We start from the raw sequence: 14,167 nt of genomic DNA, 5'->3' as shown, positions 1-14,167 counted from the left end.
ACCTTAGCCTAAAAATTAATGAGTACGCTCCACAAAATTGCCTTAACTTTTATTAAATCCATTGGTCCGGTAAACACCAAAAATTTGCTGGCCTATTGCGGTAGTGCAGAGGCTGTATTTCTAGCCACCGAAAAGCAGTTGCTTCAAATTCCGGGCATAGGAGAGAAAACAGTTAAAGCGATATTAAATACTGATGCTTTGAAAAGAGCAGCTGAAGAGTTAAAATTTATTGAAAAACATGGCATTGAGGTGTTGTTTTTCTCTGATGATAACTACCCTAAAAGATTAAAAAATTGTTTTGATTCTCCCATCTTGCTTTATTTTAAAGGTAATGCTGATTTAAACCATAATAGGATAATTAGCATTGTTGGAACCAGAAATGCAACTGATTACGGTAAAAATTTATGTAAACAGCTTTGCGAAGTTTTGGCACCTTACAATGTTTTAATTGTTAGTGGTTTAGCTTATGGAATTGATGTTACAGCTCATAAAGAGTGTATTGTTAATAATATTTCTACTGTCGGAATTTTAGGACATGGTTTGGATAGACTATATCCGCAGGTTCATAAATCGGTTTCACAAAAAATGGTTTTAAATGGAGGTTTACTTTCTGAATACCCAACATTAACGAATCCCGATAGACAGAATTTCCCCCAACGAAATCGAATTATTGCCGGTATTGCCGATGCGACAATAGTTGTAGAGGCATCAATAAAAGGTGGAGCAGTTATAACTGCTGAAATTGCAAATTCTTACAATAAAGATGTTTATGCTTTTCCGGGTAGAACAAATGATGTTTTTTCTGAAGGTTGTAATTTTCTTATTAAAACGAATAGGGCAGGTCTTATCAACAATCCTCACGATTTAATTTACTATTTGGACTGGGATGAAGAAGTTAAAGAGAAGAAAAAAATAACTCAAACTACGTTGCAGCTTAACCTCACCGTAAACGAACAAAAAGTTGTAGATGTTTTGCAAAGCGGCCAGCTATCTATTGATGAACTATGTATTAAATTAAATATTCAGCAAAGCAAATTATCTATTGTTATCCTCACTTTAGAAATGCAAGGTATTATCGTTTCGCTGCCAGGAAAGGTTTATAAGCTTGCTTAATATAAGCCGCAGATTTACAGATTAAAAGCCATTATTTATCGGTTAGTTAGTGTTTCCATATGTCAATCATACATGGACGGTCGTCTCCCTGGATTTATTTCAGGGTCTTAAAAATACAGGAATTATAATATGCAACTAGTATACAATAATTATTAAACCCGAAGAGAATGATTTTGCCTGTCAAAAATAATCTGTAAATCTGTGGCGGAAAGAATAAAAGGTTATTCAGATTAAAACCAATATTGCAATTCGCCCAATAATCAATCTATAATGCCTATCATAATTATAGATTATGCAATAAAATTCTATTAAATTTTAATTTTCGAAATTATGTTTCAAATAAAATATAGTTTATAAAATACTTAATGCCTTTGCTTAATTTTGTTGCATGTGGTATAATAATATTCTAGAAACCATTGGTAATACACCATTGGTTAAATTAAATACAATAACGAAGAACGTTCCGGGTACAATTTTAGCCAAAATTGAAACAACTAACCCTGGTAACTCCATTAAAGACCGTATGGCGGTTAAAATGATTGAGGATGCAGAGAAAAGTGGTAAGCTAAAACCTGGTGGAACCATTATCGAAGGAACATCGGGAAACACTGGAATGGGGCTTGCAATGGCTGCCATTATTAAAGGGTACAAATGTATTTTCACCACAACTGATAAACAATCGAAAGAAAAGGTTGATGCTTTACGTGCCTTTGGTGCAGAAGTAATTGTTTGCCCAACGAATGTAGAACCAGAAGATCCACGCTCTTATTATTCGGTTTCTTCTCGTTTAGAACGAGAAGTTCCAAATTCATGGAAACCAAATCAGTATGATAACTTAGCTAATTCCCAAGCTCATTATGAGCAAACTGGTCCTGAAATTTGGGAACAAACTGAGGGTAAAATCACGCACTTGGTTGTTGGTGTCGGTACAGGCGGAACCATTTCTGGAACAGGAAGATATTTAAAAGAGAAAAATCCAAATATTCAAATTTGGGGAATCGATACTTACGGTTCGGTATTTAAAAAATATAAGGAAACCGGTATTTTCGATAAGGATGAAATTTATCCTTACATCACAGAGGGAATTGGCGAAGATTTCTTGCCGGCAAACGTAAATTTTGATGTTATCGATTTATTTGAAAAAGTAACAGATAAAGATGCAGCATTGATGACTCGTGATATTGCCCGTAAAGAGGGGATTTTCGTAGGTAATTCTGCTGGAGCAGCAATTGGTGGTTTAATTCAGTTAAAAGATAAATTAAAGCCAGAAGATGTTGTTGTCGTTATTTTCCACGATCATGGAAGTCGTTACATGGGTAAAATGTATAACGAAGATTGGTTACGTGAACGAGGATTTTTACAAGATGAAAAATTAACAGCGAAGTCAATTCTAGCTAAAAAAGAAGCAACAGAAATTGTAACGCTTGATGCAACTAAATCTGTTTTAGAGGCTATCAATACTATTAAATCGATGAATATTTCGCAAATTCCGGTTACGCAGCAAGGCATGATTGTTGGTAAAATTGCCGAAAGTGATATTTTATCAGCACTACTTGAAAACCCAGGATTGAAATCTGCACCAATTTCAGAAATCATGACGGCTACTTTCCCTTTTGTTGATTTAAATACTTCAATTGATAAAATTTCATCATTGATTAATAAAGAAAATTCTGCTGTTTTAGTGGAAGATGAGTCTGGAAAAATTGAAATTATTACGCAGTACGATATTATAAACGCGATTTCAGGATAAAAGCCCCACCTAACCTCCCCGAAGGGGAGGAACACCAGGCTAAAGTTGGTCGATATTTAAATTTGACCAGCAGAGATATGTACTAAACGATCGTCGTTGCGAGGCACGAAGCAATCTTAATACTTTAGTGTTACCCATAAATGAGATTGTTTCATGCCTCGCAATAAAGATAAAACAAATAAAAAATCCCATAGTAAAATTTTACTACGGGATTTTTTGCTTCACGCTATTTTCGCTTTAAGCTTTCTGCTTTAGTCTTTAACCTTTAATGGCTTGGCGCATCAGCATTTACACGCTTAATTTGTGCACCTAAAGCACGTAAACGTGTATCAATATCCTGGTAGCCACGCTCAATCTGTTCGATATTATAAATGGTAGATTTACCCTCTGCAGATAAAGCCGCAATTAATAACGAAACTCCAGCTCTAATATCAGGAGAAGTCATACTGATTCCTCGAAGTTTGTATTTTTTATCGATACCATTAACCGTTGCACGATGTGGATCGCAAAGAATAATTTGGGCACCCATGTCAATTAATTTATCAACGAAGAATAAACGGCTCTCGAACATTTTTTGATGAATTAATACGTTTCCTTTAGCTTGAGTGGCTACAACCAAAACAATACTCAGTAAATCTGGCGTAAAACCAGGCCATGGCGAATCGGCAATTGTTAAAATCGAACCATCAATAAACGTATCAATTTCATAATGCTTTTGCGATGGCACATAAATATCATCGCCTCTGCGTTCTAATTTTATACCCAGTTTTTTAAAAACTTCAGGAATTACACCAAGCTCATCGTAACAAACATTTTTAATGGTAATTTCTGATTCTGTCATGGCAGCTAAACCAATGAAAGAGCCGATTTCAATCATATCGGGTAACATTCTATGTTCTGTACCGCCTAAAACTTTAACACCCTCAATGGTTAATAAGTTAGAGCCAATGCCCGAAATTTTTGCACCCATGCGGTTAAGCATTTTACAAAGTTGCTGTAAATAAGGTTCGCAAGCTGCGTTATAAATAGTTGTTGTGCCTTTTGCTAAAACGGCAGCCATTACAATATTTGCCGTTCCGGTAACTGATGCCTCATCTAATAAAATATAAGCACCCTTTAGGTCTGTTGCATCAACGTTAAAGAAAGCTTTTTTGCTATCGTAAACAAATTTTGCACCTAATTTTTCGAAACCTATAAAGTGAGTATCTAATCTTCTCCGACCGATTTTATCACCACCAGGTTTAGGAATTGCAGCTTTACCAAAGCGAGCTAATAACGGGCCAACAATCATAATCGAGCCACGTAAACCACCGCCTTTAGCTTTAAAAGTTTCCGATTCAAAGAATTTTAAATCTATGTTTTTTGCCTCGAAAGTATAAGTATCTTTATCAATACGTTCAACAATAACACCCAAATCACCTAATAATTCAATCAGCTTATTTACATCTTTAATATCTGGGATGTTGCTGATGGTTACTTTCTTTTCAGTAAGTAATACAGCCGATAAAATCTGTAAGGCCTCGTTTTTGGCGCCTTGAGGAGTAATTTCGCCTTTTAATTTAATTCCGCCTGTTATTTCAAATGCGTTCATATAGCTTTTTATTATTTAGTACCAAGCAATTCAGTATCAGGTAATAAGTATAAAGTATCAAGATTGGGTGCTTAAATAAACGCTGGCGCCAACCTCTGTTTTTAACCTTTTACTTTTCTCCTTCAGCCTTGTACTTATCCTTTAATATTTAGGTTTATTATTGTTATTTCTTCCGCGATTATTGCTGTTGTTATTCTGGCGGTTTTTGCCGTTGTTGTTATTATTGTTGTTTCTACCACGGTTATTGTTATTGTTTTGACGAGGATTTTGTGCTCTAAATTCAACCTTAGCTAAATTTACACCTTCATCAAGAGATAACAAACCACCAGATAGATATTTCAAATCTTTAATAATTGTCTCATCAGAAACATTATCCTTATTCCAGGTAACATAAGCCATTTTCATAAAGTTTGCAATTCCCTGCACCATAGCTTTTCTGCGTTCTGGATCTTGCTCTCCCATTGCTTTTTCAATCAATCCCTCAACCGTTTTACCATAATGTTTATAGGTAATTCTTTGTTGTGGATAGGCTAAAGGTGCTGGTTTTATGTAAGCATTCTCAATTAGCGGCTTTGGATACGGACTATCAACATCAATCTGGTAACCAGAAATAATGTGTAAATGATCCCAAAGTTTATGCTTAAAATCGGCAACATCGCGTAAATGCGGTTGCAAAAAACCCATAAGGTCGATAACTGCCTGGGCATATTTATTACGTTCTTCAATGGTGGGCAATTCGCAAATATATTTCACCATGTTTTGAACATTACGGCCATATTCTGATAAAATCAAATGGCTACGTGTAGTATTATAGTCAAAATTCATGTTCTGATAAATTAATTGGAAAAATAGCCCGGCGATACGAATTATGAAATAACCAAGTGAGATTAGGTTATGAATTCACCGAAATGTCTATTGCCGGACTTTCGTTTTGATATGCTCAAAGATAATAAAATTATTTACGATTCCAGATTTATGATTTTAGATTTTTTTTTGGAAATGAACGTTTCAGTAATTCTTTTGATTTTTCAGTCCTGCTTTACATTACAAGCCCAATAAAAAATTGGGGCTTTTCATTAAAATCAGGTTTATTTAACAAAGAAATATGCTTTTGGGTAATATCCTACCATTGACGTTTTTGTATAATGTTTTAAACCGTTTAAGGCACCTATGAAAATCTAAGCTGCTCCATGGTCTGTGTCTTCACAGAACATAATCATTCATTCCCTTAGTTTACTTACTGTTAACGTCACTTATATTGATTTTATGAAATAAATAAACCCTCATCTCGACTGCACGTAACTGAATGGATAGAGCTTTGAATAACCATAATCGACAAGTAGAAAAGATTTCTTCACTTCGGTCGTAACGGTTCTATATTTTTCCGTGGCGAAAAACTACATCTCATCGCTATTCTTCGGATAATCGAAGAAAATCAACTCTCCGGTGCCTTTACTAACCATTTTCCACGAATCAAAAGGGAAAGAAATTAATACCATTCCAGCTGTTGGAATATTGTAAATATCTGCATCACTCAGTTCATTAGCAAAATCCGTAAATCCTGGATTATGGCCAAACATTATTATCGTATTAGCTGAATCGTCAAAATCATTCACTATTTTTAAAAGTGTTCGGACATTCGCTTCGTAAATAGATTCTTCATATTGGATATCCTCAATATGGTAAGCCTCTGCAAAATATTTGGCAGTAGATTTAGCACGTTTCGCCGGACTGCTTACTATCAAATCGAACTTAAAATCTCGGTTTATTAAACGTTCTGCCATTTCAGGGGCATTTTCTTTGCCGCGTTTGTTTAATGGTCGGTCGAAATCTTTTAAATCTAAATTTCCCCAATCCGATTTTCCGTGTCGAACCAATAGTAATTGCTTAGCCATGTAGTTTTTCTTTAATTTTTTTAATGATTATTTCAGGCTCAATTAAGGCCATACAACTCTCAACACCACATAAGCAAGGTTTGTTTCCATAAATGGAATTTGGTCTGGCAGGGTCATCAATTTGTATACAATCACTTTCCAGCTGACCATAACCTAAAAAGCCGGCATAAGGATGTGTTGGTCCCCAAACGGATATAACAGGAATACCAACTAAAGAAGCCATGTGCATTCCAGAAGAATCCATACTAAGCATTAAATCTAAATTGGAAATAATCGAAAGTTCTTCGGTTAGGTTGTAGCTGCCAATTAAATTATGTGTGTTTTCATTATTTGCTGACCAAATTTCGGCAGTTTCCTGCTCTGATTTACCACCACCAAAAATAAAAAGTTGGAAACCCAAATTTGAAAGGGCAGCAATTACTTGCTCCATTTTATCTAATGGGTAAATTTTGTAAATATGTTGTGCGAAAGGAGAGATGCCTACTTTCTTCTTTATATTATTGAATAAGCTTTTGGCTTTATCTGGAATTTCCTGTGGTGCAGAAACTAATTTATGACTTAGGTTAATCTGAAATCCCAGTTCCCTAAAAACATCTGCATAACGTTCAACGGTTTGCCTTAAAGGTTTAAAATTTTTATTTACAGTACGTGTTAAATCTTTTTTCTCCGCCCTGCCTTTATTAATTCGCTTAATTTTTGTTCCATTTAACCGAAAGAAAGTAGAAATTGCCCTACTTCTTAAATTATCATGCAAATCTGCAATTGCGTTTGGTTTATATTTACTTAGTTCTTGGTAAAGTTTATACAATCCACCAATTCCTTTGTGAATAGTTTTAGGTTGTATGGCATGAAAAACCAAATTAGGAATGCTATTAAAAAATGGTTTAAAAGCCTCGCGACTAACCATTATAATTTCGGCTGTTGTGTTTTGTTCTGAGAATTCTTTTAAAACAGATGCCACCATCGCTACGTCGCCCATGGCCGAAAAACGTAAAACGATAATTTTTTCTTTGTATGACATTTGTTTTTAGCTTTCAGCTTTGGTCTTTTAGCTTTATCCTTTCTTATACAATACCGGATTTAAACTCGGATCGTTGTACATTTTCATTTGTTTGTACACTTTCATATATTTTTTACCAGCCTCGATATCAGCTAATAATTCATCAATGCTTTGCGATAAATCATCGCGTTGCGATAACAGAACATTTAATTTGGTTCGACATTGCTCACGATGTTCTGCCGATGCGCTTTCCCGTTCTGCTTCTTCTTTCATGTGGTAAATTTTCAGCGCTAAAATAGAAAGTCTGTCTATCGTCCAAGCCGGACTTTCAGTGTTTATTTTAGCATCTGGCAAAGCCGAAATGCCTTGATATAAATTCAAAAAGTAGCCATCAATAAACTCTACCATATCCGTACGAACCTGATTTTGTGCATCAATGCGTCTTTTCCAACTCAAACCTTCAACCGGGTCGATTTGTGGATTGCGAACTACATCTTCCATGTGCCATTGTGCGGTATCAATCCAATTTTTAACGTAGAGTAGGTGTTCTAAACTTTCAACATCGTATGGGTTTTCAACCGGATGGTCAATCTCATCAAACTTATGGTAGTCGGTAATAACCTGATTAAATATGCGGTTGGCAATTTCACTTATCATGAGGGCAAAGTTAGGTTTTTTACCACAGATTTGCACAGATGAACATAGATTTGGGTGTCAAATTATATTATCAAAAGCATATCTGTGTTTATCCTGTATATCAGTGGTTAATCAATGTTAAAAGCGTTTGGTTCTCTATTATCTGGGTTTCCGTGGCTAGATCAAAATCATCAAAGGCTACTTTTTTTGAAATCGAAGTAATTCATTATCTCTTCCAACGAAAAAGCATTTAAGCATTTATCTGCACTTAAACCGCCTTTTCGGGCTACCAAAATTCCATATTTCATATCGTGGAATCCTTCAGTTCTATGTGCATCTGGATTAACGGAGAGCAAAACGCCTTTTTCTAAAGCATAACGATGCCAACGCCAATCTAAATCTAAACGTAACGGATTTGCATTGATTTCAATCACCACTTTATTTGCAGCGCATGCATCAATAATCTTTTTGTAATCTATCGGATAACCAGCACGACTTAACAATAAACGCCCAGTTGGATGCCCCAAAATTGTGGTATAAGGATTTTCTATAGCTTTTAGTAAACGAGCGGTAGCTTTTACCTCATCCATACGCAAATTGCTGTGCACCGATGCAACTACAAAATCGAAAGTTTTTAAAATATCGTCCGAATAATCTAAAGAACCATCGCTTAAAATATCGCTTTCAATACCCTTGAAAATTTTAAAGGGGGCCAGTTTTTTATTCAATTCATCAATTTCTTGGTGTTGACCAAAAACACGTTGTTCATTTAAACCTTTGGCATAAACGGCAGTTTTTGAGTGATCGCAAATACCCAAATATTCAAGGTTCAATTCATTTTTGCAATAAACAGCCATTTGCTCTAAGGTATGTACTCCATCGCTCCAGGTAGAGTGGTTGTGTAAACTGCCTTTTAAATCGTCGTATTTTATTAAAGTTGGTAATTTGTTTTCTTTTGCTAATTCAATCTCATCAAAATCTTCCCGTAGTTCGGGTTCAATAAAAGCCAAACCTGCTTTGCTGTAAATCTCATTTTCGTTTGCAAACGGACCATCGCCAGCTAATTTTAATACTTTTTCTACGTGTTCTCTATTCCCTGTTAGTTTAAACCATTCTATGTAGAAATCTGCTTTATCAACAACAAATATCTTTATTCTTAAACCCGTTTCGGTTGTGGTTATAAAAGCAGTTTCGCCAGCTATTAAAGACAGCGATTCAAATTCTGGTAATTCAAATTCAACTCTTTCAGGGTGTTCTGCACCAATTACAATTTCAAGTTCATCTATAATTTCACAAGAACGGCGGTATTGCCCCGCAAAACCTAATGATGAATGATTATCAACTTTAATTAACCATCTTGAGATTTCATCCAACAAACTGTTGGCGAAGCTTTCAACCTGAGCATATAAAAATCTGCCATTTGCAGCCAATTTAAACTCGATGGCTTTTTTAATTTCTTCCTGTGTTTTTAAACCGAAACCTTTGGCCTCAATTAAGCGGTTTTCGTTACAAGCGTAATACAATTCGCCAATACTTTCGATGCTTAAATCTCTCCAGATAATCAATATTTTTTTTGGTCCGATTCCTTTAATGCTAAGCATTTCGATAATGCCTTCTGGCGTTTGCTGAATAATATCATTTAACTCTTTAAGTTCGCCAGTTTGCAATAACTCTATTATTTTTGACGCCAAACCTTTGCCAATTCCATCAATTTTATCTATTTCTTCAATAGGTTTGTCTTTTAAAGCAAAGGGCAATTTATCTACTTTAAAATAGGCATTAGCAATAGATTTAATTTTGAAGGGATTCTCTTCATGCAGTTCCATTAACTGCGATAAGAGACGCAAAGTACGGGCGATGGTTTTGTTTTCCATAAGGTGTAAAATTAGGAAATTAAGCCTAAAAATTTGACAGGTAGAAGTTTTTCAAACAGAAATTACTAATCCATTGTTCTACAGCTATGAAATCTATAAAAATAATGTTCTTTGGTTTAGGTTTAAGCTTAGCAGCCTGCCAGTCATCAACTAATTCTCAGTACAAATCGGATTCAATTGCAAGCATAGAATCGGGGCCGGGCAAAATTGTTGACGAACGTTTTTTAATCGTTCCAGGGCATTCTGTTGGAGAGATTTCTTTGGGCGAAGATATGCAGGAAGTAGGAAAGAAATTAGGTCGGCCTGATGCTGGCGATGCCGCCATGGGCAAAGCTTGGGGGATTTGGTATAGCAACGATTCTACCAACGGACAAAAAAACGAACTGGCAATTTACTCATCTTATCGAGATACAAGTATGCGTGTAAAGGATGTAAAACAAATTCGCATCACTTCCGGTAAATTTAAAACGCAGGACGGATACACAACAGGTCAGTCTGAATATGATACGAAATTAAAATTTCCTGCAATGGAGAAAATTTCGTCGTATTTGAATCAACAGAAAGATACGGTGCTGGTTTATGATGCGAAACAAGATGGGATTGGCTTTGAGTTTTTAAAAGGCAAAAGCATTTCGTTAACCATACATCAAATAAATCAATCGGTTAATGCTACTTATTTAACCTTACATCCAGAATGGAAGTTGATTGAATAATGATTGAAGATGTAATTATGTAAAATGGATGATGGAAATTTCCATCATCCATTTTACTTTTTAAATTATTTTATAATGGCCTCAAACGGCATTCTCATTTGAATACCAGAACTTGCAATAACCTTTTTCATTTGCTGGTAAAGCATATAATTCTCTCCAAGTTCTTGTTTGGTATAGTAGGTTTTAATTTTATCAGTGCTTTCTTCTAATAAAGATTTTAAAGGGTCAATTACATCCGGATATTCTACAACTTTATAATCTTTAAGCTTCGCTTTTTTAGCTGCAGCCGCAATTGCATCATTAAAACTTCCGATTCTATCCGCCAATCCGATTTGAACAGCATCAGTGCCAATCCAAACATGGCCACCACCAATGCTATCTATGTAAGCCTTGCTTTTCTTTCTTCCATCAGCTACGCGGCTAACAAAACCACTATAAATTCTGTTCAACTCGTTTTGGATAATAAAACGTTCGCCTTCTGTCATTGGACGATTAGTCGCCATAATATCAGCATATTTTCCGGTTTTAACGCCGTCGAAAGTAATTCCCAACTTGTTGGTCATTAAGTTTTGGAAGTTCGGAATAAGACCAAAAACACCAATAGAACCAGTAATTGTATTCGGTTGAACGAAAATACTATCAGCAGCGCAGCCAATATAATAACCACCAGATGCAGCAACATCGCCAAAAGAGGCAATAACTGGTTTTTCTTTTTTAGTTAATACAATTTCTCTCCAAATCACATCAGAAGCTAAAGCACTACCGCCCGGAGAGTTTACACGAATAACAATTGCTTTAATATCATCATCTAAACGAGCTTTACGAATGGCTCTCGAAATACGTTCAGAACCAATTTGATTATCAGAACCTTCGCCACCCGTAATTTCGCCATTTGCATATATAATTGCTACTTTATCTTTTCCTGTTCCGGAAGACGTATTGTTTTTGATGTAGTCGTTTATAGAAACTGAACTAATGTTTTGTTTTTTGGTTTTGCCTGATAACGCTTTAAGTTCTTCAAGAATTTCATCTTTATACTTTAAGCCATCAATCATTTTAAAATTTAAAGCATCTTTTGGCTCTCTAATTTTATAATTATCGGCAATGCTGTAAAGACTATCTTTTTGAATTGATCTTGTTTGTGCAATATCGGTTAGGAAGGTGTTGTATAAACCGCCAACGTATGCCGTTACTTGCTTGCGGTTATAATCGCTCATTTTGTCTAAGATATAGGGCTCAACAGCACTTTTGTAATTTCCAACTCGGATAACCTGCATTTCTACACCAACTTTTTCTAAAGTTCCTTTAAAGAAGGTAAGTTGAGAGCTAAAACCTTTAAATTCTAAAGCACCTTCGGGATTTAAGTAAACTTTATCTGCAACAGAAGCCAGGTAATAGGCACCTTGTGTGTAAACCTCGCTATAAGCTAAAATCTTTTTGTGCGATTTTTTAAAATCGATTAATGCATTTCTAACTTCACGCATGGTTGCAAAACCAGCATTCGGGCTGATTACATTTAAGTAGATACATTTGATGTTATCGTCGTTTTTAGCTCTTTTTATTGATTTTAAAACGTCGTTTAAGCCAATTCCATCACTTTCTTCTGAGCCGATTATTGGAAGATTGCCGAAGCTTCTTTTTGGTGTACGTTCGGTAATTGCCTGGTCGAGATTTAAAAATAGAACAGAATTATTGCCTACTGCAACCGATTTATCATCATCGATAGATGAAATTGCCGCTGCAATAACAACGAAGCAAATGATGAAAATAACAACAATAGAAAGGAAAAAGCCTAACATTGATGCAAATAAATACTTAAAAAAATCTCTCATTTAAATGTTTTAATTTTGTGGTGTAAAGATATAAAAAATACAAGGCTAATATGGCATTAGAGCACACAATTGCTTATTTGTTACTAGGTGGAAATCTGGGTGATAGAAAGAAAAACTTAGAACTAGCAATTCAGCTTTTAAATGAGGAAGCCGGCACTGTTTCTGCCGTTTCTTCTATTTATGAAACGGCAGCATGGGGAGTTACAGAGCAACCAGATTTTTTGAATCAAGCGGTGCAGTTGGAAACAAACTTATCGCCTCTGGAATTGTTAGAAAAGATATTAGAGATTGAACAAAAGTTAGGTAGAATAAGAAAAGAGAAATGGGGAGAAAGATTAATTGATATAGATTTAATTCTATTTGGAGATGAAATTATTAATATCGAAAATAGGCTTCAGGTACCGCATCCACAAATGCAAAACCGAAAGTTTGTAATGAAACCACTGGCAGAGATTGCGCCAAATGTTAATCATCCGCTTTTGGGGAAAACTATTTTGGAAATTTCTGAAAATATTTCTGATCTTTTAGAGGTAAACAAGTTGTAAATAGTTAGCTTTGGTTATGGAAGATAACAGAGATAATCATCCCTTAGATTTATCCTATCTTACAGAAATGGTTGGTGATGACCCAGAATTCATCATCGAAATTTTTGAAACCTTTATAGAGCAAACTCCATTTTATATGGCAGAACTTGAAGATACCTTGTTAGTTAAGGATTGGAAAAAATTAGCAAATTGTGCTCATAAAATAAAACCAACCTTTAGTTATGTTGGGCGGAATGATGTAAAAGATTCTGTGCAATTTATTGAGACTTGTGCTCGTAATGAGCAAAATATCGAAATAATACCTAAAAAAGTTGAAGAACTTCATCAGATTCTGGATGAAATTTATGTTCAGCTAGACAGGACCATTGCAGAGGTAAAAACTAAGTTTAATATGGTTTAAGAACTTTAATTGTGCTAGCTTATATTGCTTTATTATTATTTCTAAAATGAAGTATTGATAAAGCAATATAAATTACCAATACGAAAGGTATTGCTGCAAATTGCAAAACTGCAATCAGTATAGCCGATAAAATCAGAAAGATAAATTTGATTTTATTCTTCGCCCAACTTAAATCACTAAACTTTAAAGAGAAAATTTTAATCTCGCTAATCAATAAGAAACTGGTAATTGCGGTAATAGAAATTAATAAAATTGTAGAACCGATTACCTCAGGATAATCTACTGCGATAAAAGGTAAAGAACAAATGAAGAGTGTATTCATTGGTGTATTTAAACCGATAAAATCTTCTGTTTGTCTCTCATCATTATTAAACTTAGCTAAACGCAAAGCTGAAAAAATGGTGATAAAAAAGCCCAAATAAGGTAAATATTCAGAAGAATAATCACTTGCTTTTAGCAAATGAAACATGATTACGCCTGGTAAAAAACCAAAGCTTACCATGTCGGCTAATGAGTCTAAATCTTTACCAATAGCCGATTTTACATTTAATAAACGGGCAACCATTCCATCGAAAAAATCAAAAATCCCTGAAAGAATAACGAAATATGCTGCGGTTTGTAAATCGCCTTTAAATGCAAAAACGATTCCAATACAACCAGAAAATAAGTTTGCACAGGTAATCGCATTAGGGATATGCCTTTTCATGAGGTTTAAGGTTTAGGGTTTTAGGTATAAGGTTTGAATGAGTTTAAACCAATAAATGTGTAAGACTTAATCTCCCAAGTTGGATACCTTAAGCCTTACACCTTTTACCTTT

General features: G+C 35.0%; 13 protein-coding genes. 5 read left to right on the top strand and 8 right to left on the bottom strand.

Annotation, left to right across the window (positions count from 1 at the left end):
* Positions 1-18: 18 nt before the first annotated feature.
* Positions 19-1,113 carry a DNA-processing protein DprA gene (gene dprA / locus ACFOUY_RS03810; protein WP_378959133.1) on the top strand — a complete coding sequence of 365 codons (1,095 nt, stop codon included), beginning with the start codon at positions 19-21 and terminating at the stop codon, positions 1,111-1,113.
* 388 nt (positions 1,114-1,501) lie between these two features.
* Entirely contained in the window at positions 1,502-2,863 is a 1,362-nt protein-coding gene (locus tag ACFOUY_RS03805) for a pyridoxal-phosphate dependent enzyme (RefSeq protein ID WP_378959132.1), read from the top strand.
* A 265-nt stretch (positions 2,864-3,128) separates the two neighbouring features.
* Here ACFOUY_RS03805 and murA read toward each other — a convergent pair whose 3' ends face one another.
* The 6 genes from murA to ACFOUY_RS03775 all read right to left on the bottom strand — a co-directional run bounded on the left by murA (position 3,129) and on the right by ACFOUY_RS03775 (position 9,859).
* A complete protein-coding gene (gene murA / locus ACFOUY_RS03800; protein WP_378959131.1) occupies positions 3,129-4,454 on the bottom strand; it encodes a UDP-N-acetylglucosamine 1-carboxyvinyltransferase in 1,326 nt (441 codons plus the stop codon).
* 141 nt (positions 4,455-4,595) lie between these two features.
* Positions 4,596-5,279 carry a DUF4290 domain-containing protein gene (locus ACFOUY_RS03795; protein WP_378959130.1) on the bottom strand — a complete coding sequence of 228 codons (684 nt, stop codon included), beginning with the start codon at positions 5,277-5,279 and terminating at the stop codon, positions 4,596-4,598.
* A 572-nt stretch (positions 5,280-5,851) separates the two neighbouring features.
* Entirely contained in the window at positions 5,852-6,349 is a 498-nt protein-coding gene (locus ACFOUY_RS03790; protein WP_378959129.1) for a SixA phosphatase family protein, read from the bottom strand.
* Entirely contained in the window at positions 6,342-7,370 is a 1,029-nt protein-coding gene (locus ACFOUY_RS03785) for a glycosyltransferase family 9 protein (protein ID WP_378959128.1), read from the bottom strand. The genes ACFOUY_RS03790 and ACFOUY_RS03785 overlap by 8 nt, the downstream gene beginning before the upstream one ends.
* Before the next feature lie 33 nt (positions 7,371-7,403).
* Positions 7,404-8,006, bottom strand: coding sequence for a DUF4254 domain-containing protein (locus ACFOUY_RS03780; RefSeq protein ID WP_378959127.1), 603 nt, complete (start codon positions 8,004-8,006; stop codon positions 7,404-7,406).
* Between the two features lie 170 nt (positions 8,007-8,176).
* Positions 8,177-9,859: a helix-hairpin-helix domain-containing protein gene (locus ACFOUY_RS03775; RefSeq protein ID WP_378959126.1), complete on the bottom strand. Its 1,683-nt coding sequence runs from the start codon at positions 9,857-9,859 to the stop codon at positions 8,177-8,179.
* An 86-nt stretch (positions 9,860-9,945) separates the two neighbouring features.
* On the opposite strand from ACFOUY_RS03775, the gene ACFOUY_RS03770 reads away from it, so the two are divergent.
* Positions 9,946-10,572 (top strand): hypothetical protein, encoded by a 627-nt coding sequence (locus ACFOUY_RS03770; protein WP_378959125.1) that lies wholly within the window; start codon positions 9,946-9,948, stop codon positions 10,570-10,572.
* Between the two features lie 65 nt (positions 10,573-10,637).
* Here ACFOUY_RS03770 and sppA read toward each other — a convergent pair whose 3' ends face one another.
* Positions 10,638-12,404, bottom strand: coding sequence for a signal peptide peptidase SppA (sppA, locus tag ACFOUY_RS03765; RefSeq protein ID WP_378959124.1), 1,767 nt, complete (start codon positions 12,402-12,404; stop codon positions 10,638-10,640).
* Between the two features lie 50 nt (positions 12,405-12,454).
* On the opposite strand from sppA, the gene folK reads away from it, so the two are divergent.
* Positions 12,455-12,949 (top strand): 2-amino-4-hydroxy-6-hydroxymethyldihydropteridine diphosphokinase, encoded by a 495-nt coding sequence (gene folK / locus ACFOUY_RS03760; protein ID WP_378959123.1) that lies wholly within the window; start codon positions 12,455-12,457, stop codon positions 12,947-12,949.
* A gap of 16 nt (positions 12,950-12,965) precedes the next feature.
* Positions 12,966-13,349, top strand: coding sequence for an Hpt domain-containing protein (locus ACFOUY_RS03755; protein ID WP_378959122.1), 384 nt, complete (start codon positions 12,966-12,968; stop codon positions 13,347-13,349).
* Positions 13,350-13,368: 19 nt separating this feature from the next.
* On the opposite strand, the gene pssA is transcribed toward ACFOUY_RS03755, so the two are convergent.
* The gene (gene pssA / locus ACFOUY_RS03750; RefSeq protein ID WP_378959121.1) at positions 13,369-14,055 is read right to left on the bottom strand and encodes a CDP-diacylglycerol--serine O-phosphatidyltransferase; all 687 of its coding nucleotides are present in this window, start codon (positions 14,053-14,055) and stop codon (positions 13,369-13,371) included.
* Positions 14,056-14,167 lie beyond the last annotated feature (112 nt).

Origin of the sequence: Pedobacter jamesrossensis, from assembly GCF_042650905.1 — a bacterium.
Lineage (GTDB): Bacteria > Bacteroidota > Bacteroidia > Sphingobacteriales > Sphingobacteriaceae > Pedobacter > Pedobacter jamesrossensis.
This window is presented reverse-complemented; position numbering and strand designations above follow the sequence as displayed.

Coding starts and splice junctions, on each gene's coding strand:
- murA (WP_378959131.1), bottom strand. CDS start 4,454: ATGAACGCATTTGAAATAACAGGCGGAATTAAATTAAAAGGCGAAATT.
- dprA (WP_378959133.1), top strand. CDS start 19: ATGAGTACGCTCCACAAAATTGCCTTAACTTTTATTAAATCCATTGGT.
- sppA (WP_378959124.1), bottom strand. CDS start 12,404: ATGAGAGATTTTTTTAAGTATTTATTTGCATCAATGTTAGGCTTTTTC.
- ACFOUY_RS03780 (WP_378959127.1), bottom strand. CDS start 8,006: ATGATAAGTGAAATTGCCAACCGCATATTTAATCAGGTTATTACCGAC.
- ACFOUY_RS03805 (WP_378959132.1), top strand. CDS start 1,502: ATGTGGTATAATAATATTCTAGAAACCATTGGTAATACACCATTGGTT.
- ACFOUY_RS03790 (WP_378959129.1), bottom strand. CDS start 6,349: ATGGCTAAGCAATTACTATTGGTTCGACACGGAAAATCGGATTGGGGA.
- ACFOUY_RS03795 (WP_378959130.1), bottom strand. CDS start 5,279: ATGAATTTTGACTATAATACTACACGTAGCCATTTGATTTTATCAGAA.
- folK (WP_378959123.1), top strand. CDS start 12,455: ATGGCATTAGAGCACACAATTGCTTATTTGTTACTAGGTGGAAATCTG.
- ACFOUY_RS03755 (WP_378959122.1), top strand. CDS start 12,966: ATGGAAGATAACAGAGATAATCATCCCTTAGATTTATCCTATCTTACA.
- ACFOUY_RS03775 (WP_378959126.1), bottom strand. CDS start 9,859: ATGGAAAACAAAACCATCGCCCGTACTTTGCGTCTCTTATCGCAGTTA.
- ACFOUY_RS03770 (WP_378959125.1), top strand. CDS start 9,946: ATGAAATCTATAAAAATAATGTTCTTTGGTTTAGGTTTAAGCTTAGCA.
- ACFOUY_RS03785 (WP_378959128.1), bottom strand. CDS start 7,370: ATGTCATACAAAGAAAAAATTATCGTTTTACGTTTTTCGGCCATGGGC.
- pssA (WP_378959121.1), bottom strand. CDS start 14,055: ATGAAAAGGCATATCCCTAATGCGATTACCTGTGCAAACTTATTTTCT.